Origin of the sequence: Robiginitalea marina, from assembly GCF_024006985.1 — a bacterium.
Taxonomy (GTDB): domain Bacteria; phylum Bacteroidota; class Bacteroidia; order Flavobacteriales; family Flavobacteriaceae; genus Robiginitalea; species Robiginitalea marina.
The window spans coordinates 16,933-41,661 of record NZ_JAMXIB010000006.1; the positions used below are offsets into that span (position 1 = coordinate 16,933).

The following is a 24,729-nucleotide window of genomic DNA, read 5'->3' on the forward strand; positions in this document are numbered from 1 at the left end:
GGTCAGGGGGATTTCCGGGTCATCCTGAGTTCGAACAGGTCCTTTCGGCGGTCTTTCAGGTTCCTCACGCTGCCAAACTCATTGAGTTCCCTGAGCAGGTCAAGGTCCACGTCGGCAATAAGGATCATTTCGGTGTTCGGGGTGGCCTGGGCCTTTATCCCGTCGGTGGGAAAGGCAAAATCGCAGGGGGTGAACACTACCGACTGGGCGAACTGTATGTCCATATTGTGGACTTTGGGCAGGTTTCCCACACTGCCGGCAATGGCCACATAGCATTCATTTTCAATGGCGCGGGCGCGGGCACAGTTGCGGACCCGGGAATACCCGTTCTGCGTATCCGTAAGGAAGGGGACAAAAAGGATGTCCATGCCCTGGTCCGCCAGCAGGCGGCTCAGTTCGGGGAACTCTGCGTCGTAGCAGATCAGGATTCCTATTTTCCCGCAATCGGTATCAAAGGCCCTGAGCACCTCTCCGCCCTGCATCCCCCAAACCCTCTCCTCATCCGGGGTCACATGGAGTTTTTCATACCGCTCCACCGAACCGTCGCGCTTGCAGAGGTAGCCCACGTTGTAAAGGACCCCGCCGCGGAGCTCCGGCATGCTTCCGGTAATGATATTGATGTTGTAGGAAATGGAGAATTCAGAGAACTTCTCCACGATACTGTCCGTAAACCGGGCCAGTTCCCTGATCGCATCAGGCTCGCTCAAATGGTTGTAGGCCGCCATCAGGGGCGCGTTGAAAAACTCGGGGAAAAGTGCAAAATCGGACCGGTATCCGGAGACGGCGTCGATAAAATATTCGGCCTGTTCCAGCAGGTCCTCCAGCTGGTCATAAGGACGCATCTGCCACTGGATCAGGCCCAGGCGCACCACCGTTTTCTCTATCCTGGCCCTTCGGTCGGGTTTCTCGTAATAAATATTGTCCCATTCAAGCAGCACAGCGTACTCCCCTGAAGCCTCATCGCCTTCCTGGTAATTCCGCAGGATCCTGTGGGGGTGGAAATCATTGGAAATCTGGAAATTCAATACCGGGTCGTCGATTTCCTTAAGGCGCACCTTTTCGATGTATTCCTTGGGGCTGAGCTGATCGGCATACTTGTGGTAATTGGGGATACGCCCACCAAAGACAATCCCCTTGAGGTTCAATTTTTCGCAGAGCTCCTTCCGGTAATCGTACAGGCGCCGGCCCAGGCGTAGGCCCCTGAATTCGGGTTTTATAAAGACGTCGATCCCATAGAGCATGTCCCCGTCAGGGGTGTGGGTGCTGAAGGTATAGTTCCCGGTCACTTCCTGGTAGGTGTGCTCCCCTTCGAACTGGGTATACCTCACTATAATGGAAAGCGCACACCCGGCCAGCTGCCCGTTCACCTTCACCACCACCTGCCCCTGGGGGAATTTTTCCAACAGGGACGCGATATGGGATTCCTCCCAGTACATTTCCGGCATGGCATGGTAGGCCGATACCATGACCTCCTTCAGTTCTTTATAGTCCTTCAGGTCGAGGTATTGCAGTTCAATGGTTTTAATCTCGCTCAGTTCCATGATTTCGATAGTGCAGCTGAACCCTAAAGATAGGCAATCGGGGTGAGACTGGGGAGGCATTTCCCTTTGGGAATGGTCAAGGGAGGGGCCCTTTTCCCCCGGGGCCATACCAAAGAAAAAGCCCGCCATATCTGACGGGCTTTTTTACGTACAGGTGAAAGGACTCGAACCTTCACGCCTTGCGGCACTAGTACCTGAAACTAGCGTGTCTACCCCCCGATAGCTATCGGGGCCACCACACCTGAAATGATCAATTGGAAGCCCTTCAAGCCTGGAAACCGAGATATTTACCACCAAGCTCAAAACGAAGATAAGCATTGGGAAAAGGGCTTTTGGATGCCTTCTGGGCACAAAGAAAAAGCCCGCCATATTTGGACGGGCTTTTTTACGTACAGGTGAAAGGACTCGAACCTTCACGCCTTGCGGCACTAGTACCTGAAACTAGCGTGTCTACCAATTCCACCACACCTGCATCGGGAGTACAAAAGTACAAAACCGGCGGCAAATGTACTAAATATTTTATACTGACAGAGGGGCTGCCCAACAATTATTTGGGGGTAGGTATCCGGAAAAAATAGTATCTTAAGGATTAGAAGATGCCCCTCCGTTTGCGCTGGTGGCATCGCACACCACAACCCAACCAAAAACCACCTCATGAAGAACCTGAAGATCGAAATCAAATGGGCCCTGATTTTCACCGGGGTAACCCTGCTTTGGATGCTGTTGGAAAAAGCCGTCGGCCTGCACGACCGATACCTCGATTACCACCTGTATCTCACAAACCTCTTTGCCATCCCGGCCATTGTGATGATGGTCCTGGCCCTGAAAGACAAAAAGAAAAATTTCTATGGGGGCCAAATGGATTATAAACAGGGATTCCTCTCGGGGGTCATGGTTTCCGTGTTCATAGCCCTGCTCAGCCCCCTGGCGCAGTGGATTACCTCCTACGTCATTACCCCGGAATACTTTCCCAACGTGATCAAACGTTCGGTGGAATTAGGCTACTTCAAAACCCTGGCCGAGGCCGAAGCCAATTTCAACTATAAAAACTATGCCGTGCAGGGAGCTATTGCCGCGTTGGTGATGGGCGTGGTGACCACCGCGATTGCCATGGTTTTTATCCGGTCGAAAAAATAACTTCAGGACTACTTCCGGTCCGAATTAATACCTATCGGAGGCCGATTGATTGGGCCTCCCGGATGCAGACGCCTGAATCCTAATTATCTTGGAGCCCCCTATCGCGGCACGACAGCGTATCGCCCAGGTGGCGAAAAATGGCATCAGGATTTCCTACCTTAGCCGACCAGGAACCCATTCAGCCCCGGCATGGCAAATACCCAAAAGCGAAAAAATCAGGCGAGGATTTTAAGGACCTTCCGGAAAATCCACAGAACCACAGGGGCGCTCCTGTTTATCTTTTTTTTCTTCATTTCGGTGACCGGGCTGCTACTTGGGTGGAAGAAAAACAGCGGCGGGTTGATCTATTCAAAGTCCTATGAGGGAACCTCGACAGACCTCAGGGACTGGCTGCCCATGGACAGCCTGCATACCATAGCGTGCAGGGTCTTCCGCGACTCCATCTCGACCGACTATTCCCTTGAACTGGACCGGATAGACATCAGGAAAAACAAGGGTATGGTAAAGTTCGTGTTTGTGGACCACTACTGGGGTATACAGCTCGATGGGGCCACCGGCGAACTCCTGCATATCGAGCGGAGAAATGCCGATTTCATTGAAAATGTCCACGATGGTTCCATCCTGGATTATTATTTTGGCACCACCGGCGGACCGATAAAACTCGCTTATACGGGGATTATGGGGCTCTCCCTGCTCACCTTTACGGTAACCGGTTTCTGGCTATGGTTTGGCCCCAAACAGATGAGAAAGGCCAAAAAACGAAGTGTGGGAGAAGGACAGGAACGGTACGGGAGTTTTTGAGGATAGCTGCCCTGATGCCGCTTCGCCAAACCTTTTGTGAAATGTAAACCAGATAGTACCCCTTGCAAAAAACGTTATTGCTTATCGCAACGCTGCTTTTGGTTTCCTGCGCAAAGTTGCGCAGGGTACCCAATGAACAATACTATGCCTTCCGCTATTCCTTCAAACAGGATTTCGCCAGGGATACGCTCTCCTTCAGCCTGAAAAATCCGTTGCGGTGTCCGGTCAACATACAATTGACAGAGAACCCCGATACACCCGGGTTGAAGGCTTTATTTGGCATCAAAACCCTCCGGGAACTCCAGGATACCGTAATCAAAATTCCCTATCCTGAGCTTGACCTGACCAAAAATCCGAAAATTTCTTACATCGTCCGGTATGGGGACCTCAACCGGCAGATTGAAAAAAACAAACTTGCCCTTCCCTTTCCCAAGGGGCGCGAATACAAAGTCATCCAGGGGTATAACGGCAAACTAACCCACAATACCATTTACAGCCGATTTGCCCTGGACTTTAAGTTAAGTATTGGAGACACCATCACCAGTGCCGATGACGGCTATGTGGTTGGGATCATTGAAGACTATAAAGAATATGGTACCGGTAAAAAATGGCTGGAAAGCGACAAAAGCAATTACATTACCCTTTATCACCCGCAAAGCGGATTGTTTACCCAATATGTTCACCTTACCTATAAAGGGGCTCTAGTAAAAATGGGGGATTTTGTGGAAAAGGGGCAACCTGTGGGAATCAGCGGAATGACGGGTTATACCACAACACCACACCTCCACTTCAATGCGAAGGTCCCCACACATGAGCACGGGTTGGCCTCCACGGAAATTGAATTCGAAAACGGGATACGGGGGAAAGACCTGAAGAAAGGGGACCGGGTGAAATAAAAAACCCCAAACCCCATGGAACAAAAAACCTCCGGAGCCCCGGAGGTTTTTATCTTCTGTACAGGCGGGGAGACTCCCCTCCACCCCTGCCGGGGCCGTCGGGGTAAACTTCTCGTCTCCCCCAACTCATGGAAACAAAAAACCTCCGGAATCCCGGAGGTTCTTATCTTTTGTACAGGCGGGGAGACTCGAACTCCCACACCTTGCGGCACCAGATCCTAAGTCTGGCGTGTCTACCAATTCCACCACGCCTGCAAAATCCCTTAAGCAGCGTGTCTACCCCCCGATAGCTATCGGGGCCACCACGCCTGCAAAAGGTTTGCAAATATAGGGTAATTTTCAAATATCAGGCAGCATTCCTGCAATACCAACCGATCGGGCTATTTGCCCTTATTTGGTGGTCATGATCTCCACACCCTTCCAGTTGTCTTCAATTTCCTGGGTAATGAGGTGGGCCGACCGGTTTAAAAACAATTTCGCGGTGTAGTCGTCGGGGTTCTTCTTGAAAATTTGCTGGAAGGTCACCGCAGCCATGGCAAATTCCTTCTTGAAGTAAAGCTCCATGGCATGGTCAAAGGTGGCCAGGTTTTCGAGCTTGTGTTGCTGCAGCTCCAGTTGGTCCCCGTTGATGCATTCGAACAGGTCGATGGGTTTCTGTTTGCCTTTCAGCTGCACCTGCCCCAGGTAGCGAAAATCAAAATCTTCAGGGTGGGTGAGGCTGTCCATGCATTCCTGGGTCAGCAGGATGGAGGTACCGAAATGCTTCGACAACCCTTCGATACGGGCCGCGGTGTTTACGGTGTCGGAGATGATCGCCGCATCGAGGCGCTGGTCATCGCCCGTGATACCCATAATGAGTTTCCCGCTTTGCATCCCCACGCCAATGCTCACAGGGGGGCGTTTCTTCAGGCTCCTTTCCCGGTTATAGTCCCTCAGCGCCTGGTGCATGTCCACCGAGGCCTTCAGGGCCCCCTGGGATCCGCCGGTAAAGAGCGCCATAAACCCGTCGCCCAGGTATTGCATGATAAACCCCCCGTTTTGTCGCACGATAGGGCCCATACGGTTGTTGAACCCGTTTACGAATAAGAAGTTGTCGCGGGGATCCATCCCCTCCGAGATGGTGGTAAAGCCCCGGATGTCGACAAAAACCACCGTAACTTCCCTTTCGACCAGGTCGCCCAGAAAAACTTCCGTAATCGTTGCTTTCCCAAGGGACTTGATGAACTCCGAGGGCACGAATTTCTGGCTGGCATCGTGCACCTTGCGGATAGCATCCTCCCGTTCCTGAACTTCCCGGAGCCCTTTCTGGTAGAGGTGGGCACTCTCTATGGCCGTGGCCGATTGCAGGGAGATGGTGGTCAGCAGCTTCAGGTCGGCCGCCGTGTATTCGACCTCTTCCTCATGGCCGAGGATCACCATCCCCAGGGTACGGTGCTTGACCTTTAACGGGGCGTACATCACCGTTTTCAAATGTTTCAGGGCAGGGTTTTTGGCAATCCGCTCTGCAGGCACGATGGCCGAGGTACCCCTCTGGATCAATTCTTTCAGCACATCGCGCTGCCGGTCGATATAGGCCTGGCTCTGGGGGTTGTCGCCCAGCTGGGCCACCTGGTTGACCCGGTCCTGGTCGGGGTCGTACATCAGGAAAAGGCCGTGGGTCATCTGGATGATCTGGGAGGCTTCCTGCAAGGTCACCCGGGCGATGGATTCCGCATCGATTTTCTCCGAGATCAGTTCGCTCAGGTCGTAGATCATATTGATCTCGCGGTAGAGGCCCAGGACCTCCTTCCCGATCTTTTTCTTTTCCCATTCCTTTTGAAAAAGGAGTTTGAGGGCGTCCAGAAGGGCCAGGGCATTGTCGGACTGGTAATAAAACGTACCCAGCAATACCTGCTCATGTTCAAAAGGAATCGTTTTTTGAAGCCCTCCCCGGGTGCCCCACAGGAGCTTCTGTTCGGGATCTTCAAAACAAAATTCGACCTGTAGCCGCTCGCAAAGGGTTGTCAGCAGTTCCCTGGACGCCCCATCCCTTTGCAGGATGTGTTTCAGTGCCTTGGTTGAGGTGCTCAGGTTCATCGGCTGAAATCGTATTATGGGGTCAGGATCCCCGTGGCGATGGTCAGCATTTCATCTGGGTCGAACGGTTTGGTCATGTAGCGGTCGGCGCCCATATCGAGGCCCTTTTGCCGGTCCACTTCCTGCCCCTTGGCCGTCAGCAGGATGATGTAGACCTCCGAGAGCCCCAATTTCTTCTTTACCCGCTCGCAAACCTCCATCCCGTTCATTTTGGGCATCATCACATCGAGGAAGACCAGGTTGGGCCTTTCCTTTTGGATAATCTCCAGGGCCTGCTCGCCATTTTCGGCAAAGAGCATCTCCACCCCTTCGTCTTCGAGGTCTTCGAGGGTTTGTTCAATCAGCATGCGGATATGGGCTTCGTCGTCTACTATGAGCAATTTTTTATTCATGTTGGTATTGCGGTTTTAACGGTTGGGGGTTCTGGTTACTGATAAACAAAAAACATGACGTTTTCCATCCCGGCCTGGATCTTGAGTTCCTTCAGGGTGTTTTCATCGTGCCGGTCCAGGGCCTTTAACATGATGATATCGGGCTTTACTTCCGAGGCCATCTCAAATAAGGTGTCGGGGTTGGCTTCCATGACCTTGTACCCCCTGGCCTTGAGGACTTCTGAAAGCGATTTTACGGCGCTGGCATCTTCATCCACCACTAAAACCCTCTTTTTGGAAACCCCCTGCTCCAGGAGTTCATCGACCTCATGGAAGAGCTTCTCGGTGTCGATAGGCTTGGTCAGGTAGCGGTCGACGCCGATCCGGAAGCCGCGCTCCCTATCCTGAACAATGGATAGGATGATAATGGGAATATCCATGGTGGCCGGGTCGTTCTTCAACACGGCGGCCACATCAAACCCGTTGATTTCGGGCATCATCACGTCGAGAATGATCAGGTCGGGCTTGTGGATCCGCACCATGTCGAGGGCAGCCTTGCCGTTGGCGGCTTCCTTCACCTGGTAGCCGGCCTCAGACAACTCCTGCCGGAGCAGCGAGCGGATTGGGGTATCGTCGTCCACGACCAAAATGGTGGGGCGCTCCTTGGAGGTCCGGGAAGAGGTATGCTTGATTTGTTTCTTCAGGCTGCTCAGGATGCGCGTCAGCTGGATGGGTTTATCCCCGCTCTCGCCCATCACGGGGATGGAGAAGAAAAAGGTGCTGCCCACCCCGGGTTCGCTCTTCATCCAGATAATGCCGCCGTGGTGTTCGATAATCTCCCGGCAGATCGGCAGGCCGAGGCCGGTGCCCTGGGGCTTGTCGGTCAGGGTGTCGCCCGCCTGGCGGAAGCGTTCGAAGATTTTGTGCTTGTCCTCCTCGGCGATGCCCACCCCGGTATCCTGCACCTCCACGATCAGCTGGTTCTTATCCTGGTAGGCGTCGATGGTCACCGTGCCTTTATGGGTGAATTTCACTGCATTGGACAAGAGGTTGATCACCACCTGTATGAGTTTGTCCTCATCCCCGCTGACCAGGGGGAGGTCCGCGGTGATGTGCTTTTTCAGCGCGAGTTTCTTCTGTTCGAACAGGGAGGAGGTGGCCGATACCGCCCGGCTGATCACATCCTGCATAAACAGGGGCTTCATGTTCCACTCCATCCGGCCCGATTCAATCTTGGCCAGGTCGAGCACATCGTTGATCAGCGTGGTAAGGCGTTCGCCCTCGGAGACCACCACATCGAGGTTTTCACTGACCTGTTTCATGGTCCGCTTGATCTTCTGGTCGTCCACCGTAACGGCCGGGAAAATTTTATCCTCGAGCCGTTTGCGGATGATCTTGGCAAACCCCAGTACCGAAGTCAGCGGGGTGCGCAGCTCATGGCTCACGGTGGAGAGGAAGGCGCTTTTGGCCTCGTTGGCCTCTTCGGCCCGGGCCTTGGCTACTTTTGCTTCCTCGTAGAGTTCGGCATTGTGCAGGGCCACCCCCACGTTGATGGCGATGGTGCTGAGCAGTTTCTTGTCTTCTTCTTTAAACCGGCTCTCGTGCTGGGTGCTCTGTACGCTGAGTACGCCGATAATGGAATCTTCCACCGGAATGGGCACCCCAAGGTAGGAGATCGCCTGTTTGCCGGTTTGCTGGATCCCGTGTTTATTGTACTCCGCCATAATATCCACATCCCGGTTGATCAGCAGGGAATCCCCGGTCTGGATGATGCGCGAGGTCAGGCCTTCGCCCAATTGCATGGGGGGCATGTCATCGCCGTCCTGGTATGGGAAATTGATGATGCTGGTTTCCCGGTCGAGCAGGGCCAGGTAGGTTATGTCAGAATTAAAGACCTCCTTCATCTTGTTGCCCACCAGCTGGATCAATTCGTCCAGTTCAAGTTTATCGTTGAGGGCCTTGGTGACCGAATTCACGGTGGCCAGTTCATTGAGGCGCTGCTGCACTTCCCGGGTGCGGTCTTCCACCTTGGCCTCCAGGGCTTTCCGCTGGTTCACCAAAATCCGGGTCCGCGCCCTTACGATGAAATACAAAAGGGCAAGAGCGCCCAAAGCGAAGAGCCCATAGGCCCACCAGGTGCGGTACCAGGGGGGCGAGATCGAAAAAGGCACGGAAACCACTTCCGAGACCTCCCCGTAGATGTTTCTGGCCTTTACGCTAAAGGTATAAGGTCCCGGCGGAAGGTTGATGTATTCCCTGGCGGTTTGTGTGGTCCAGTCGGACCATTTGGAATCAAATCCGGTGAGCCGGGTGCTGTACTGAATTTCCTTCTGCCCGATAAACAAGGGGGCGGCATAGCCAAAATTGACGGAATTATTGTCAAATGAGAAACTCAGGTCTTCGGGAAGAGCAATATTTCCACTATAAACGAGGGAGTCTCCTGCTATGGAAATACTCCGTATATCGGTATGGAAATCCGGTATGGTAGGAGTCTCGAGATTTCCTTCATAGCGTATCGCCCCGTCAGGGCCGGAAAACCAAATAACCCGGGAGCCATCTTCACGGGGCTCCTCGGCATAAATTGTAAAAATCCGGTTATTCTGAATCCCCTTAAACGTTTCGGTATTGGTTACCTGGTATTCCCCGTTGACTTTTTCGGCAACCAGGATGCCTTTTCCTGTGCCAAAAAAGACCTTTCCATCGGATGTCTCCAAAGGCTGCGTTCCCGGGCGGTCCCAATCCAAATACTCATCAAAAAAGAATTTGCGCTCCTCAAATCGGTTTGCTTCAGGGTTATACCCATAGGTTTTTTCGACCTCGCCCGAAAAAATAAAGAGTTCATCATCAATGGTATTGAAGCCAATACCTGCATCGGGCAAGCCCTGCCCGGTCCCGTATTTGATATATTGGGAAGCCTCCAGGTCGAGTTTACCATCAATAAATTCAGGCACCAATTTTACCATCACCCCATCTTCCTGCCCGTCGTTTGTCCAAAAGACCCCCTCGCTGGTTTCAAATAACTCCCCTGATCCGGAAATAAGCTTCGAAGTTGAAGATTCTTCCACAAACTGATCGACTTTTTCGTCGAAGTAAAAACTCTTGATCCCCTGCTGGTGTTCCACAATGATCCGCCTTGGGTCCGTAGTCGATTGATTTATTAAACGCGCCCTGAAATCATAATTGACATCTGCCCGGACCATTTTAATATCATTACCAACAATCTCAAACATTCCCACACCATTTGTACAGGCATACAAGCGATTTCGGAATTCAAAGAAATTCCCTACCTGCCCATTGGTACCCGGAATTATTTTAACCTGTTTTGAGTCCTTTTCCAAATAGGCTACGCCATTATTCGTGCTGAAATACAGGGTTTCTTTGAATTTATAGGTCGCGAAAACCGTAGTGGTAAGCCCCATATTGGCATCAACAGCGGTAAAAGGCGAATTCAGGTTCACGCTGGATATCCCATTGAAAAGCGGCATCCAGAGTACCCCTCTCGAATCGACATACGCAAAAGTAGCGCTACCGTCCTGCAAGCCGTTCTCCGAGGTATATTTTTGGATGTAGTTCCCCTCCTTATCCATAAGGTAGGCCCCGTTTCCAAATGTATTGAATACATATCTGCCATCATCCAATGCTACGCCCGGCAAATACAATATCCCTTTGATGACCTCATCGAGTTCTGTCTTAAAAGGGGTAAAATCCTTCCCGTCATACAGGAAAAAGCCCTGGGTCCTGGTCCCAAGAAGAACTTTGTCATCGTAGGGCAACATGGCATAAATTCGCTCACCGGCAAAACGCTCACCCCCCGGAACCAGTTCAAAGGTGTCTTCATCCGTCAAATAGCAGAGGCCCCTGTTCCAGATCCTCAAATAATACACCCCGTGGACGATAGCGCCCACGTGGTAGCCCTGTTCAGAAGGGATCACCTTGATCGTTTCCCCGTCCCAGCAATACAATTTGAATTCAGTTCGGAAAATTACCCGCCCCTTGTAAACGTCAATTTCCCAGACATCCGCAAAATTGCGGTCTCCCTCGGGGATCTTATCGACTAATGAAACAAACTTCATTTCCCCGACGGCATTGGGCACCAGGTATCCAAATTCTCCATTTCCCCCAATATAGATGGTGCCCTTATCGTCTTTGGCCATACTCCGGCTGGAACCATTGGTATCGATATCGCGCCAGTTAACCCCATCGAACTGAAGAGGCCCGCCCTGATTGGCAAAATACATGACACCGTTGTCGTCTTCAAGTGCCCACCAGTTAATAGGTGCAGCATCGTATTCCTGGTACTTATAATTGGTGATGAGCGGCCGGCCCACCTGCTGCTGGGCGGGCAGGGACGAGAGGCAGAAAGCGCAAAGGAAGGGCAGCCAATACCGTTGGATTGGGGTACGGCAAATCGGGGTTTTTCTCATGTTCGGTTGGTTGAAGGTGCGGGCCAGTGAAGCCCTTAGGTTTGAAATGTACGAAAAAGCTTTGAAATACAAAGACTTATGGCCTCCATTTAAAATGTACTTTTTTCGTAAGTTTGGGTTCGACTAAAACCATCGAATGGATCGCCTAAAGCCCTACCTCTCCGAACATCAAGAGCGATTTATAAAGGAACTCCTAGAACTGCTGAAATACCCCTCCGTGAGCGCAGACCCCGCCTTCTCCCAGGATGTGCTCAACACTGCCGATGCAGTGGCCGACGCCCTCAGGCAGGCCGGCTGCGATGCGGTGGAAGTATGCGATACCCGGGGGTACCCCATCGTGTACGGGGAAAAGGTGGTGGACCCCTCCCTACCCACTATATTGGTGTACGGGCACTACGATGTACAACCCCCGGACCCCCTGGGGCTTTGGAAATCGCCCCCTTTTGAGCCGGTGATCCGGGAAACGGAGTTGCATCCGGAAGGGGCCATCTACGCCCGGGGGGCCAGCGACGACAAGGGCCAGATGTATATGCACATAAAGGCCCTGGAGTGCATGGTCCGAACCCACTCGCTTCCCTGCAATGTGAAGTTCATGATCGAAGGGGAAGAGGAAGTGGGCAGTTCCAGCCTGGAAGCCTTTTTGAAAGAAAACCGGGGGAAACTGGCCAACGACATCATCCTGATTTCCGATACCGGAATGATCGCCAAAGACGTGCCCTCCGTCACCACGGGCCTTCGGGGGCTGAGCTACGTGGAAGTAACGGTGACCGGCGCCAACCGCGACCTGCACTCCGGGTTGTACGGGGGCGCGGTGGCCAACCCGATCAATGTGCTGGCCAAGATGATCGCATCCCTGCACGATGCCGACAACCGGGTCACCATCCCCGGGTTCTATGACCGGGTGGTGGAACTCTCCGCCAAAGAAAGGGCCCTGATGGCCGAAGCGCCCTTTGACCTTGAGGCCTACAAAAAAGCCCTGGACATCGATGCCGTATACGGGGAAAAGGGCTATACCACCAACGAGCGGAATGCCATCCGACCCACCCTGGATGTGAACGGGATCTGGGGGGGCTACACGGGGGAGGGCGCCAAAACCGTGATCCCCGGCCAGGCCCATGCCAAGATTTCCATGCGCCTGGTCCCCAACCAGGACTGGCATGAAATCACCGAGCTTTTCACCCGCCACTTCAAAAGCCTTGCCCCGGCGGGGGTCCGCGTTGAGGTCCGCCCCCACCACGGCGGGCAGGCCTATGTGACGCCCATCGACCATATCGGCTACCTGGCAGCCAGCAAGGCGTACGAAACCACCTTTGGCACCCGTCCGGTGCCCCACCGGGGCGGGGGCAGCATCCCCATCGTGCCCCTTTTTGAAAGGGAGCTGGGAAGCAAGACCATCTTAATGGGCTTTGGCCTCGACAGCGATGCCATCCACTCCCCCAACGAGCATTTCGGGGTTTGGAACTACCTGAAGGGCATAGAAACCATCCCGTATTTTTACCATTATTACACAGAACTGGCGAAAGGATAGGCTTGGGCGCCAGGCAATGCCCTGGTGTTTTCCGGAATTTTGGATTTAACGAAAGGTGGCGTAACAAAACCACCCGGGTTGCGTTCTAATAGGTACATCAAAAAACGAACGCTGTATGATACGCCAATTCTTTGTGCTCTGCTCCGGTGCGGACAGGGCCCTGCTGCATTCCTGTGGCGAAGGGGAACAAAACAAGTATGCCGGCATCGGGGCCACGGTTTTCTTCACCGCCCTGATGGCATTTATCGCCTCCGCCTATGCCCTTTACACCGTCTTTGATTCCGTGTACCTCGCCATCCCGTTTGGCCTGGTGTGGGGATTGCTGATCTTTAACCTCGACCGCTTTATCGTTTCCACGATCCGAAAGCGGGACCGGTTCGGAAAGGAGCTCCTGCAGGCCAGCCCGAGGATCTTACTGGCAGTGATCATCGCCGTGGTCATTTCGAAACCCCTGGAGCTGAAGATTTTTGAAAAAGAGATCAACCAGGTCCTGCTGGAGGAGAAAAACCGGATGACCCTCGACAACCAGCAACAGATCGCCCTGCAGTATACCCCGGCCATCGAACAGAAAAAAGCCGAAATAGCCGGGCTCAGGGAGGAAATCCGCCGTAAGGAAGCCGCCACGGATACCCTTTACGAAACCTACATTGCCGAAGCGGAGGGCCGGAAGGGTACCTTGCTGCTGGGCAAAGGGCCGGTCTATGCCGAAAAGCGCGAAAAGCACGATGCCTCCCTGGCCGAACTCCAGGCCCTGCGCGAGGAGAATACCCGGCGCATTTCGCAGATTGAGGCGGAGATCGAAGCCCTGGAAACCGGGTATGCCGGGGCTGTGGAAACCTCACAGCCCGTCATCGACGGGTTTGACGGGCTGATGGCCCGTATCGATGCCCTTGGGAAACTCCCGTGGTTCCCCTCCTTTTTTATTTTCCTGTTATTCATGGCTATTGAAACAGCCCCCATCCTGGTCAAGCTCATGACCCCGAAAGGGCCCTACGACTTCAAGCTGGAGGATGAAGAAACCGCGGTGGCCTCCTGGGTGGCCCAAAAGGTGCACCAGCGGGAGCAACTCCTGGAAACCGACCGCCTCCTGAATAAAAAAGTCTATGGGGAAATTGCTGAGGAACAGGCGGTGTATGCGCACAAAAAGGAAAAGGCCGAAGCCCTGATGCGGCTGCAGGCCGACCGGTTTTACGACCTGCAGGTGAAACAGTTATAGGGAGATATTCCTTTTGCGAAGCAGACCAGGGGCCGGACCGGGGAAGGGTTTGGGGTCGCGGGCAATTGAGGAAGGAGTGTTGGGATATTCAGAGGGAGGTCCTAATAGGGGGCCCACCCTCCCACCCGGTTTCAAGATACCCGTTTCCCATGCAAAAGCCTGGCAGGTTTTCCCCCTGGGGCACCCCCCAGGTGCAAATAGCGCTTGCGCAGAGGCGCCTATTCCTCCACCACCCCCATTTTGCGCAATAAAAAAGAAGCATTCATGTTGGTAGAAACCCCGGATTGCAGGCGGTAATCGAAATATAGCTCCCCGTGCCGGACCTCGGCATCAAAATAATAGTTGTGGACCCCCGGAAGGCGGTTGGCCACTTCGCAGAGGCTTAGGTCGTGGGTGGCGATCAGGCCGGTGGCCCCCAACGCGGTGAGCCGCTCCAGGAACTTGCGCGACCCCTCCGCCTTGTCACGGCTGTTGGTCCCTTTCAGGATTTCATCCAAAACCACGAAACAGGGTTCCTTATGAATCCGGTCCACGATCATTTTAAGCCGCTTAAGTTCTGCAAAGAAATAGGATTCCTGCCGCGACAGGGAATCGGATGTGCGCATGCTGCTTAGCAGGGGGGCCGGATTGTACGTATAGTTTCGGGCCGCCACGGGCAGGCCTGTATTGGCCATGACCAGGCTGAGGCCAACAGCGCGGAGGAAGGTGCTCTTCCCGGCCATGTTTGCCCCGGTGATCACAAAGAAATGCCCGTTTTCAATGCGCAGGTCATTGCGCACTGCCACTTCCCGCAGCAGCGGGTGGACCAGCCCTTCGGCCCTAAGCCTCATGGTACCCGGATGGATTTCCGGATAGGCAAACCCGGGGTGGTTATAAGCGAAATTGGCCAGGCACACCTGGGCATCAAAAGCAGCCAGGGCTGTAAACCAGGCGCGTACCTCCCTGCCGTTTTCCCGGATCCAGGTTTCCACGGCCGCCGCCTGCCGGAGTTCCCACAGGAAAAACCCATTCCCCGCCAGGGCCACCAGCAGGTTGTTTCGCTGGTCGAGGGCGCTGATCAGCCGGCTGAATGCCTTCATGCGCGAGGAGACCGGTGTTCCCTCCGAAAGGAGGGCTCCTTTGGCTGCGAGCAGGTTTGCGGAATGGAAGGTGTGGCCTTCCACCAGCGCTACCAGGCGCTGGTACTGCGAAAAGGTCTCCTGTACCTTTCCCGTGTCCGACGCCAGGCGTGCCAGCCGTTTTGAGAAAGGCAGGGTAATCAGCAATCCAGCGAAAAACACCCCTGCCAGAAAACCCGGGGGCAACAGGCCCAGGATTACCAGCAGGGCAGTCCCCAGTGACCCGAGGCTGAAAACTGCCGGGAAGTATCGGGCCCATTCCGGGAGTTGGGGTTTGTATTGTTCAAGCCACGGGTACAGTTCCCCAGGCGTTACAGGGGCCTGCAGCAACCGGGCCGTACAGAGGAATTCCTGCCGCCAGTCGATTTGGGGGGAAAGCTCCTGAAGGACTTCCTGCCTGCCGGCGATACCATCGGTTTGGTTCGCGCAAAGCAAGCGCGCCAGCATTTCGGCCCCGGGGGCCATTCCCGTACGGTTCAGGTACTGGAAAAAGGACCCCTGGCCGAAAAGGTCGAGGTCTTCGCTGAAAGGATGTGCCGGGTCGCGGTATTTCGCCCCGTCCGGAAGGTCGCCAAACTGCCCGGAGAGGACCTGCAGTTCCGTCTGGTTGATGCGCAACAGTTCCTGAAGCCTGCGGGACTGGTATTTAAGGTCCTGGTGGCGGGCGACTTGAAACGCAAATAGGGCCAGCAAGGCCAGGCCAGGGACCCCATACCAGGCCGATTGCCCGAGGGCCAGGTAGGCCATGGCGGCCGCCCCGCCAAAAAGGGCCAGCCGGGATACCCCCGATGCGAAAAGCTGCTTTTGGTTCCTACCGGCCTGTCGGTCCAGCTCCCGGATCCGCTGCTCATAAGTGATTTTCAGTTCCTTCATGGAAGTTCCCCCAGGGCTTGCCGGGTCCTTTTGGGCAGGGAAGCCACGATGAGCTCGTAAGAATGGTCGGTCAGCTCGCGGATCAGGCCTTCGGGGAGCTGGTCGAGCAGGATGGTATTCCAGAGGGCCTTGTTCATGTGGTATCCCGGAAGGATGGTCCCTTCGTGGGTTTCACGGAGTTCAAGGGACCGTTCCGGGTCGCATTTCAGGTTGGCCTGGGGGGGGATGCGTTCCAGGGGGGCTATGGCAAACATTTTTCCCATCACCTTAAAGACCAGGGTGTCCTGGTCAAATGGGAAGCCTTCGGTCGCCCCCTTCTTAGCCAGGCAGTATTCGCGGAATGATTCAATGTTCATGGTTAAGGTGCTTTAAGGATCCAGCCCGAGGGCATCGTAGACCACGACCTTTTTCCAAAGATGGCCTGCCCCGGCGATGAAATCAAGGTGGGCCTGCTCTGCCTGGTAGGCGGCCTGGGCCCCGGCTGATTCAAAGGTAACGATCATGGAATAGGTGAAGGAATCGTCCACCACGTCCCTGGTCGCCTTTGGGGGCCGGCCTATAAACCTGGTTTTGGCATTGCGGGAGTTGCTGAGGAAATTCCTGAGGGCCGTTTCAAACGCCTGCAATTGTTCGGGGTTGTCGGGGTGGTGCAACCAAAAATACACCACATGTACAAAAGCCGGGTCAAAGGCGTGGGGCAGTTCCTCCTGGGCAAACAGGCCTTTTGGACAGAGCAAAGTACCCAACAAAAACAAAATAATTGGAATGGCTTTCATGTCATTTGGGGTTTACGGATTGGTATCAGGGGCATTCCCCCCGGGTTCTTTGCCCTGGAGCTTTACCAGGGGCCCATCGATCTTCAGGGCCTGGTAATCGAGTTTCCAGCCCAGGGTCTCCACGAGCTTTTCCATAAGCATTACCGCCTCCAGGGCCTCGTGTCGGGCGGTTTCCATAAGCCCGCTCTCCGGGATCTTTTCCCTGATGTGGGCCCTGGCTTCCTTGTTCAGGCTGGTCATGTCTTCCGGGGTGAAGGCATTAAAGAGGTCGTTGCGGATGTCGTAAAACTCGAGTTCGGGCTCAATGGAAAGGATTTCGGGAGGCGGGAAGTTCCGCAGCAAAATTGTTTTCCTTTCGATATCGGCCAGCACGTCAAGCTTTTTGAAATCGTATCCGAGGTGGGCCTTGGCGCGAATCACGACGAGGGCCTTCTTCTTGCTGCTGAACAGGTTCATAAAATGGCCCTTGCGGTTCTCAAACCGGTAGATTTCGGCAAAATCCCCCTCCACGGAGATCAGCTTGCACACCGACCGGACCTTCTCCAGTAGCACAGTAGACTGGTGCACGGTGAGGTCCTTTACTTTTTTGCGGTTCAGGAAGGTATAGCCCCAGTACATCAACAGGGCACCCAACAACAATCCCAAAAATAATTCTGCCATAAGGCCTTGGTTTACGGTTTCCGGAAAGCCCCTCAGGGGCTTTTTTTTTATTATTCTTTTATACCCGCCGCCCCATCCACGGGGCGTACCGGGAACAGGAGGGGCCTGCTGGGGCTGGCATCATTCTCAAAAGGGGCTACCTGCAGGTTCAGCAGGTAGGTGCCATCTGTGACATGGTCGGGGACATACACCAGTTCGGTGATGGTAGCCGCTGCCCTGGGCTGGCCGGGCAGGCCCCAGAACGCCTTGTGGGCCGCAAGGGCCCCTCCGTCTGCTTCCCGGTCCACGGAAGGCAGGTCGAGCAGGAGATGCTCCACGCCCATCCGGGCAAACCAGGCGGCAGCCGACGCTTCCAGGTAAGGGGGGTTGGTGCCCGTGTACCTGGCGTGCTTTTTCGATTCCGGATTCGGCAGGGTCCTGAGGATAACCGCCTTGGGCACCGGCCCTGAGAAATATCCTTCTACCTGTGCCAGGGTGACCATCCGGTCGGTTCCCCTTGATTCCGGCACGAAAGAAGCGAGGACAGCCAGCATCCAGGGTTTAGGGGGTGTCGTGTTCACAGAAAAGGGGTCGCGGGTTATGTGCCCGTGGCACTCCGTATGCGTCCCGTGGGCATGGGGGTTAAAGGCGATGTCATTGAAATTCACGGAAGCCCCGGCAGCCACGCTGCCGACAAAATCCCCCTGCCGATACGGCCTGATTTCAGCAGCCCCGAGCCCCCAGGCCCGGGGACCGCTTCCGCTTACGGGAACGGACAGGTCCACATACCTTTCCAGGTTGGCCTCCCAATGCAATCCCTGGTGTTCGAATCGTACCGTCATTTGCCCTTCAGAATGCTTTTCATTTCAAATTAATCATAAATAAATCACTGGCAATCCCGTCGGCCAGAAATTTCCCCTTCCGCCCGGTGTACAGGACCCCATCGTCCAAAAAAAGCAACTGCGATTCCAGGAAGGGCCGGGCCTGTTGCATGAGGTAGGCTTCATAATGGGGCCCGAAGTCTTCCCTCACCCGGGCCAGGGACACCCCCCAGCGGCTCCTTAGGCCGGTCATGACCGCTTCATTGTACCGGTCGCGGGGGGTGAGCTCCTCAATTTCCCTTGGCAGCACCCCTTCCTCCAGGGCCCTGTTATACTTCAGGTTATGGGCGGGGTTCCACCAACGCCGCCTCCCGTCAAAGGAGTGGGCGGCAGGCCCGATGCCCAGGTAGGGTTTGCCCTGCCAGTAGGCCGAATTGTTCCGGGAATAATAGCCGGGGAAGCCAAAATTTGAGGTTTCGTAATGGTCGTAGCCGGCCTGTTCGAGGGTGTCGGCGAGATATTCAAACTGCGCCCGGGCCTCCTCCTCGTCCACCGGGGGGGAAATCCCCTTCTCAATAAAGGTGTGCAGGGCGGTACTCGGTTCAACCGTCATCGCATAGGCCGAAATATGGGGCGGCCGGAACCCCAGGGCCGTGGACAGGTTCAGGGCCCATTTTTCCATGTTGCTGCCTGGTATGCCATAGATCAGGTCTACCGAAAAGTTATCGAAAAGGCCGGAAACGGCCTCGAGGCATTCCAGGGCCTGCCGGGGGGTATGGGCGCGGTTCATCGCCCGCAATTCCCCTTCGTCAAAAGACTGCACCCCAATGCTGAGCCGGTTTACCGGGCTTTGGGCCAGGGCCTTTATCTTTTCCGGGGTCAGGTCGTCGGGGTTTGCCTCCAGGGTGATTTCCGCATGGGCCCCAAGGCCAAACAACTCGTCGGCCAACCCGATAAAATGCGCGATCTCGCCAACGGACAACAGGGATGGGGTGCCTCCTCCAAAATACAGGGTTTCCACCGGGAATCCCCACCCCACCTCCTGAAAGAGGCGCATTTCCTCCTCCATGGCCTTCAACACCCCTGCTTTGTGCTTCAGGGAGGTGGAAAAGTGGAAGTTGCAGTAATGGCAGGCCTGTTTGCAAAAGGGGATATGGAGGTAAATACCGCTCATGGGCTTCAGGGGGCCGGGCGCCACCGGCTCGGTTCAACGGGGAGGCAGGCCGGCGCCTTCCCGGTGCGCTGGGGCAAAATTACGGAATTTTACCCCGCGGTTTGGCCGGGGCCGGCCCGATGCTGATCCCTTACTTCCGTGCCGTGTTGTCATGGGCTCCACAGGCCCCCCCCGGCACAGGGTTGCAGGTTTGGTAAGAAGTTTTTGGGTAGGGGTTGCATCAGCCCTCGAAACTGAAAGGGGGTTGCAGGGGTAGGGTGTATCTTGTTCTACGGGTGGGTGGGGGCCCTTGCCCCAACTCATCTAACCCTCAGGAACCTTACTTCCCCTCCCCGGCCCATACCCTTTGCTGAATTTCCGATAACTCCGGGGGTTCATAACCGGGGGCTATTTCTTAAGTCGGGTTTCGTTTTGCTTCACAAAGGCCTCCCACCCCGTGTAGGCCTTGCCCACCTGGGGGTTGCCCAGGTTGTAGAAATGGCAGACCGCAGCCGCCAGGCCGTCGGTACTGTCGAGGTTCTTGGGAAGGGATTTCAGGCCAAGGGTAGTCTGCAACATCCGGGCCACCTGCTCCTTGCTTGCATTACCGTTTCCGGTAATGGACATCTTGATCTTCTTGGGCAGGTACTCCGTGATGGGCACCTGCCTGGAAAGTCCTGCCGCCATGGCCACCCCCTGGGCGCGGCCCAGTTTGAGCATGGACTGGACGTTTTTGCCGAAGAACGGGGCCTCGATGGCAATTTCATCGGGGTGGTAGGTGTCTATAAGTTCGATGGTCCGGTCGAAAATCAACTTCAGCTTGGTAAAGGGGTCGCTGTACTTGCTTAGCAGGAGCTCATTCATCTGCATGAATTCCATTTGCCGCCGGTAAACCCTTATTAGGCCAAACCCCATAATGGTGGTCCCGGGGTCAATCCCCAGGATAATCATTTCGGACGGGACGGATTTATTCATGGGTGCTGATTACCAATGGGATCCGGAACCGGGTGGCCACCGGGATCCCCCTTTTAAGGGCGGGTTGCAATCGGGGCAGGCTGCGTAAACTCCCCGACACGATTCGTTCGAATTCCGGGTTTTCCCGGCTGAGCGCTTCATTTTCCTCCATCGAAAGCACGGAAACCCCGCCCTTGTTATCTACCAGGAAATCCACATACAGGGTGTCAGCGAGCGGCCCCTCTGCCCGGAACTCAAAATCCTGCAAGGCCATGGAAAGGTGCATGACCAAGGTATTCTGGAAGCATTGCCGCTGCTCCGCCCTGGGGGCCGTCTCGTCGCAGGCCTCAAAAAGAGGGAACTGGTCCACTTCATTCCAGTTGATACTCCGGATTTCCTCCTCCACCAGCTGGCGGGTCCTGGTCTCGCGGGAGGCAAACCAATCGCAGGAAACCAGGAGCAGCCCCAGCAGTAACCCTGTTATTCCAGCCCTTCGCTTCATACCTTGCGCAACTCGGCCGGAAATTACGATTTTTTTGACAGATGGGCGGGCCTTCACGTCCTTTCCGGGGGGCTGGTACATGAAGCCCCGGCCACGCGGCTTCGCCCTGCCGACCGGGGATATATCCCCTATAGAAATAGCCCTGGGTATGGCTGCTTTTTTTATTTTTGGATTCCAAACCCCTTAGCCCTGATGTAACGGGTGCCGCCCGTCGGCGACTGAGGGACCAAAAACACCTCCTATGGATCTTTTCCTCCTTATCATGGGCCTCTTCTGCATGCTGATCGGCCTTTTGGGGAGTTTCCTTCCCGTGTTGCCCGGCCCGCCGGTTAGCTGGCTGGGCCTGTTACTGCTGATCCTTACCCGGGCGGTGCCCAACGACTGGTGGCTGATCGCCATTACGGGGGTGGTGGCCCTGGCTGTGGTGGCCCTGGACTACTGGATCCCGGTAGCCGGCACCCGGAAATTCGGCGGTAGCCGGGCCGGGATGGTCGGGACAACCATCGGGCTGCTGGTGGCCATCGTATTCCCGGTCCTTGGGCTTGCCGGGATAGTGATCTGGCCCTTCATCGGCGCCATCGTGGGGGAGCTGATCAACAAAACCAGCCACCAACAGGCCCTGAAGGCCGCCTTCGGGTCCTTTGTGGGCTTTCTTACCGGCACCTTCCTGAAGTTTGTGGTAAGCGTAATTTACCTGGGGATATTCCTTTTCCGGGCCTGGGACTTCCGTTCCGGTTTATTCCCTTTCCTGGAGTAAATGGGGTGGCTCAGAGCCATTCCGTCTTCAGGGCCACTTCCCCCCGGGGCACCACATCTGCCGGGGCGTCAAAATACCCGAGGTAGAAGAACCCCAGGCAGCGCTCCCCCCCGGCCAGGTCGAAAAATTCCCCCATATACCGGATCAGTCCCGGCGAACTCCAGTAGGCCCCCAGGCCCAGTTCAGTCGCACAAAGCCACATGTTCTGCACGGCCATGGCCGTGGCAGCGACCTCCTCCCATTCGGGCAGGCGCTCCTCCGGGTCCCGCTGCATGCATATCGCAATTATGGCCCCGGCTTTGGACGGGTTTTCCAGGAATTTTCTGGCCTGGATCTGTTTGGGGCTGGCGGTGGTTTCCAGGTATTTTTTCTGGAGGAACTCCCCCAGCCGGATCAGGGAATCCCCCTGCAGGACCTTGAACCTCCAGGGTTCGGTGCGCTTGTGCGTCGGGGCGTGGTTGGCCGCTTCGAGCAGCCGTTCGAGGGTTTCCCGGGCAATGGGCTGCCCATTGTACTGATTCGGGTATACGGACCTCCTTTTTTTGATCAGGGCTTCTATCATGGAAGTGTTTTTTCCAAAAATACAACTAGTCTTTGGCCTGATGCAAACGCAATCGATCCATACAGTGCTCCAGGGCCCGGTTGTGCGTCCCTTTTTTCCAAATCCCGTACAACACGGCCCGCTGGGGGATGTCCTTTAACTCCAGGAACCGGATCTTCAGGTCAAAGCCGTACTGGAGGGAGGTAGGGACAATGGAAACCCCCATCCCATTGGCCACCAGCTTGAAGATGGTATGGGCATGGACCGATTTATGCGTCACTTCGGGCTGGAAGCCTGCATCCTCGCAAATGCTCCAGACGGTTTGGTAGTACTCCGGGCTGTAGGCCGGGGGGAACAGGATAAAGGGCTGGCCGGCAAACTGGGCGATAGTACGAAAGGAATCCGGGCCTATGGGGTGATCTTCGGGGACCACCAGGGAAAAGGTTTCCCGCACCACCGGGATCGCTTCCAATTCGGGGGGCAGCTCCCGGAGCCGCACAAACCCAAGGTCGAGCCGTTCCTCCAGCAAGGCCCTTACCTGGGAACGGTTCGAGAGTTCTTCGAGGCTGGTGTGGATATCGGGAAAGGATTCCCGGAGGTCCAGCAGGAGTCTGGGGATCACTTCCTGCATGGCCGAGCCGAGGAACCCGATACGGATCTCCCCGGTTTGCCCCTGCCCGATCCGCCGGCTTTGCTCCAACAGGTATTCAAGGCGGTTGAGGGAAGGCAGCAGTTGCTCCCTGAGGTACTTCCCGGCTTCGGTCAGGCGCACCTCCCGCCGGTTGCGGATGAAAAGGGCCGTCCCCAGGTGGAATTCCAGCTGTTGGATCTGCCGGCTGAGGCCCGGTTGGGAAATGTGCAGCTGCTCCGCGGCCTTATGGAAATTGAGCACTTCGCAGAGGGCCATGAAATAGCGAAGGTGGCGGAGTTCAATTTGATTACTCATAATTATCACACAAGGTACTATTTGTATCAATAATTATCAATGAAGCGTTGTACTTTTAGGGGACAAACGTCCGGCCATGCCCCAAAACACCCCGCCCTTTGCTTATGGAAAAGACCCTCTGACCGCAGGAAAAGCCCTGGCCCTTGCACGTGGGGAGGCCGGCGGGGTCCTTTCGGAACCGGTGCTGCGCAAGGTGAGGGCCAGCCAGCAGGCCGTGGAAGCCATTGTGGCCGCAGGCGACCCGGTGTATGGGGTCAACACGGGGTTTGGCCCCCTTTGTACGACCCGGATCTCCGCGGCAGACACCCGCCAACTCCAGCTTAACATCCTGAAAAGCCACAGCGTGGGGGTGGGCCAACCCGTCAGGCAGGAGATCGCCAGGCTTATGCTCGTCCTGAAACTCCACGCCCTCGCTCAAGGGTATTCCGGGGTCCGTGAGCAGACCCTGAAACGCATCCTCTGGCACCTGGAGGAAGGGATCATCCCCGTAGTCCCCTCCCAGGGTTCGGTCGGCGCCTCGGGCGACCTTGCCCCCCTGGCCCACCTGTTCCTTCCCCTGATCGGCCTGGGGGAAGTCCAGTGCGGGGAAACGACCTGTCCGGCCGGGGAAGTCCTTACGGCACGGGGGATGGAGCCCCTTGCCCTGGGCCCCAAGGAAGGCCTGGCCCTGATCAACGGGACCCAGTTTATCGCCGCCCACGCCGTGGTGGTCGTTGAAAAAATGCACAGCTGCCTCTCCCAGGCCGACATTATAGGGGCCATGATGATCGAGGGCCTGCAGGGGTCGGTAAAACCCTTTCATAAAAAACTGCACCAGCTGCGCCCATTCCAGGGGGTGCAGCATGTGGCCGGGCGCATCCGCAGCCTGTTGAAAGGCTCCGAGATCCTGGAAGACCATATCGACTGCGACCGGGTGCAGGACCCCTACTCCCTGAGGTGCATCCCTCAGGTGCACGGGGCCTCCCGCAACGCCTGGTTGCACCTGAAAGAGCTCGTGGAAACCGAACTCAATGCCGTTACCGACAACCCCGTGATCATCGATGAAGCGCTCACCATCAGCGGTGGCAATTTCCATGGCCAGCCCCTGGCGATGGCCCTTGATTATGCCTGCCTGGCTGCCTCCGAGCTCGGGAACATCTCCGACCGGCGTATTTACCTCGCCCTGGAAGGGAACAGCACCGGCCTGCCTGCCCTGCTGATGGAAAACACCGGCCTGAATTCGGGCTATATGATGCTCCAGTACACCTCTGCCGCCCTGGCCAGCGAGAACAAGGGGCTTTGCTTCCCGGCCAGCGCCGACAGCATCCCCACCTCCATGGGGCAGGAAGACCACGTGAGCATGGGTTCCATCAGCGGGCGCAAAGCCCTGAGGGTCCTGGAAAACGTTGAAAAAATCCTGGCGATCGAGTTGCTTACCGCGGCCCAGGCCTTTGAATTCCGAAAGCCGTTGAAATCGGGCTGGTTCCTGGAACAGGCCCACGCCCTGGTGCGCCGTCGGGTCGCCTTTGCCCGGGAAGACCGGGTCTTTGCCACCGACATTGAAAAAGGGCTGGAAATCATCCGCAGCCGGGAACTCATCGGCCTGCTCGATTCCTTTTCCGAAACGAAGAAGCTATCTTTAAAAACCCCCCTGGACCCCTTGTTTGAAACCTATTGATG

21 protein-coding genes and 2 tRNA genes are annotated in these 24,729 nt (G+C 55.6%); 7 read left to right on the plus strand and 16 right to left on the minus strand.

Annotated elements, in window-relative coordinates:
• Positions 1 to 2: 2 nt before the first annotated feature.
• Both NG653_RS08695 and NG653_RS08700 read right to left on the minus strand, forming a co-directional pair.
• Positions 3 to 1,541: a carbon-nitrogen hydrolase family protein gene (locus NG653_RS08695; RefSeq protein ID WP_252741309.1), complete on the minus strand. Its 1,539-nt coding sequence runs from the start codon at positions 1,539 to 1,541 to the stop codon at positions 3 to 5.
• Positions 1,542 to 1,931: 390 nt separating this feature from the next.
• Positions 1,932 to 2,013 (minus strand) — tRNA-Leu (locus tag NG653_RS08700).
• 182 nt (positions 2,014 to 2,195) lie between these two features.
• Between NG653_RS08700 and NG653_RS08705 the strand changes: the two genes are divergently transcribed.
• From NG653_RS08705 to NG653_RS08715, 3 genes are all read left to right on the plus strand, one after another.
• Positions 2,196 to 2,678 carry a DUF4199 domain-containing protein gene (locus tag NG653_RS08705; RefSeq protein ID WP_252741310.1) on the plus strand — a complete coding sequence of 161 codons (483 nt, stop codon included), beginning with the start codon at positions 2,196 to 2,198 and terminating at the stop codon, positions 2,676 to 2,678.
• Between the two features lie 189 nt (positions 2,679 to 2,867).
• Positions 2,868 to 3,479 (plus strand): PepSY domain-containing protein, encoded by a 612-nt coding sequence (locus NG653_RS08710; protein ID WP_252741311.1) that lies wholly within the window; start codon positions 2,868 to 2,870, stop codon positions 3,477 to 3,479.
• A gap of 62 nt (positions 3,480 to 3,541) precedes the next feature.
• Positions 3,542 to 4,375, plus strand: coding sequence for a M23 family metallopeptidase (locus NG653_RS08715; protein WP_252741312.1), 834 nt, complete (start codon positions 3,542 to 3,544; stop codon positions 4,373 to 4,375).
• Between the two features lie 173 nt (positions 4,376 to 4,548).
• On the opposite strand, the gene NG653_RS08720 is transcribed toward NG653_RS08715, so the two are convergent.
• The 4 genes from NG653_RS08720 to NG653_RS08735 form a co-directional block, all read right to left on the minus strand.
• Positions 4,549 to 4,630, minus strand: a tRNA-Leu gene (locus tag NG653_RS08720).
• A gap of 135 nt (positions 4,631 to 4,765) precedes the next feature.
• The gene (locus NG653_RS08725) at positions 4,766 to 6,451 is read right to left on the minus strand and encodes an adenylate/guanylate cyclase domain-containing protein (protein ID WP_252741313.1); all 1,686 of its coding nucleotides are present in this window, start codon (positions 6,449 to 6,451) and stop codon (positions 4,766 to 4,768) included.
• 14 nt (positions 6,452 to 6,465) lie between these two features.
• Positions 6,466 to 6,843 (minus strand): response regulator transcription factor, encoded by a 378-nt coding sequence (locus NG653_RS08730; RefSeq protein ID WP_252741314.1) that lies wholly within the window; start codon positions 6,841 to 6,843, stop codon positions 6,466 to 6,468.
• 35 nt (positions 6,844 to 6,878) lie between these two features.
• Positions 6,879 to 11,246: an ATP-binding protein gene (locus tag NG653_RS08735; protein WP_252741315.1), complete on the minus strand. Its 4,368-nt coding sequence runs from the start codon at positions 11,244 to 11,246 to the stop codon at positions 6,879 to 6,881.
• Between the two features lie 136 nt (positions 11,247 to 11,382).
• Between NG653_RS08735 and NG653_RS08740 the strand changes: the two genes are divergently transcribed.
• Positions 11,383 to 12,774: a dipeptidase gene (locus NG653_RS08740; RefSeq protein ID WP_252741316.1), complete on the plus strand. Its 1,392-nt coding sequence runs from the start codon at positions 11,383 to 11,385 to the stop codon at positions 12,772 to 12,774.
• Positions 12,775 to 12,889: 115 nt separating this feature from the next.
• A complete protein-coding gene (locus NG653_RS08745; RefSeq protein WP_252741317.1) occupies positions 12,890 to 13,990 on the plus strand; it encodes a DUF4407 domain-containing protein in 1,101 nt (366 codons plus the stop codon).
• Between the two features lie 218 nt (positions 13,991 to 14,208).
• On the opposite strand, the gene NG653_RS08750 is transcribed toward NG653_RS08745, so the two are convergent.
• The 8 genes from NG653_RS08750 to NG653_RS08785 form a co-directional block, all read right to left on the minus strand.
• A complete protein-coding gene (locus tag NG653_RS08750) occupies positions 14,209 to 15,981 on the minus strand; it encodes a MutS-related protein (protein WP_252741318.1) in 1,773 nt (590 codons plus the stop codon).
• Positions 15,978 to 16,337, minus strand: coding sequence for an MmcQ/YjbR family DNA-binding protein (locus NG653_RS08755; RefSeq protein ID WP_252741319.1), 360 nt, complete (start codon positions 16,335 to 16,337; stop codon positions 15,978 to 15,980). The genes NG653_RS08750 and NG653_RS08755 overlap by 4 nt, the downstream gene beginning before the upstream one ends.
• 12 nt (positions 16,338 to 16,349) lie before the next feature.
• Positions 16,350 to 16,757, minus strand: coding sequence for a Dabb family protein (locus NG653_RS08760; protein ID WP_252741320.1), 408 nt, complete (start codon positions 16,755 to 16,757; stop codon positions 16,350 to 16,352).
• A gap of 12 nt (positions 16,758 to 16,769) precedes the next feature.
• Positions 16,770 to 17,417 (minus strand): DUF4230 domain-containing protein, encoded by a 648-nt coding sequence (locus NG653_RS08765; RefSeq protein ID WP_252741321.1) that lies wholly within the window; start codon positions 17,415 to 17,417, stop codon positions 16,770 to 16,772.
• 50 nt (positions 17,418 to 17,467) lie between these two features.
• Positions 17,468 to 18,238, minus strand: a complete 771-nt coding sequence (locus tag NG653_RS08770; RefSeq protein ID WP_252741322.1) for a cyclase family protein — start codon at positions 18,236 to 18,238, stop codon at positions 17,468 to 17,470.
• 19 nt (positions 18,239 to 18,257) lie between these two features.
• On the minus strand, positions 18,258 to 19,391 hold the full coding sequence (gene hemW, locus NG653_RS08775; RefSeq protein ID WP_252741323.1) for a radical SAM family heme chaperone HemW: 1,134 nt from the start codon (positions 19,389 to 19,391) through the stop codon (positions 18,258 to 18,260).
• A 387-nt stretch (positions 19,392 to 19,778) separates the two neighbouring features.
• Positions 19,779 to 20,345 (minus strand): crossover junction endodeoxyribonuclease RuvC, encoded by a 567-nt coding sequence (gene ruvC, locus NG653_RS08780; RefSeq protein ID WP_252741324.1) that lies wholly within the window; start codon positions 20,343 to 20,345, stop codon positions 19,779 to 19,781.
• Positions 20,338 to 20,826: a hypothetical protein gene (locus NG653_RS08785; RefSeq protein ID WP_252741325.1), complete on the minus strand. Its 489-nt coding sequence runs from the start codon at positions 20,824 to 20,826 to the stop codon at positions 20,338 to 20,340. The genes ruvC and NG653_RS08785 overlap by 8 nt, the downstream gene beginning before the upstream one ends.
• A gap of 241 nt (positions 20,827 to 21,067) precedes the next feature.
• Between NG653_RS08785 and NG653_RS08790 the strand changes: the two genes are divergently transcribed.
• Positions 21,068 to 21,583 carry a DUF456 domain-containing protein gene (locus NG653_RS08790; protein ID WP_252741326.1) on the plus strand — a complete coding sequence of 172 codons (516 nt, stop codon included), beginning with the start codon at positions 21,068 to 21,070 and terminating at the stop codon, positions 21,581 to 21,583.
• 10 nt (positions 21,584 to 21,593) lie between these two features.
• Here the strand turns inward: NG653_RS08790 and NG653_RS08795 are convergent, their stop codons facing one another.
• Positions 21,594 to 22,145: a nitroreductase family protein gene (locus NG653_RS08795; RefSeq protein WP_252741327.1), complete on the minus strand. Its 552-nt coding sequence runs from the start codon at positions 22,143 to 22,145 to the stop codon at positions 21,594 to 21,596.
• A 25-nt stretch (positions 22,146 to 22,170) separates the two neighbouring features.
• Complete coding sequence (locus NG653_RS08800; RefSeq protein ID WP_252741328.1) at positions 22,171 to 23,070, minus strand: LysR substrate-binding domain-containing protein; 900 nt, start codon at positions 23,068 to 23,070, stop codon at positions 22,171 to 22,173.
• A gap of 76 nt (positions 23,071 to 23,146) precedes the next feature.
• Between NG653_RS08800 and hutH the strand changes: the two genes are divergently transcribed.
• Positions 23,147 to 24,727: a histidine ammonia-lyase gene (hutH, locus tag NG653_RS08805; protein ID WP_252741329.1), complete on the plus strand. Its 1,581-nt coding sequence runs from the start codon at positions 23,147 to 23,149 to the stop codon at positions 24,725 to 24,727.
• The last annotated feature ends 2 nt before the right edge of the window (positions 24,728 to 24,729 follow it).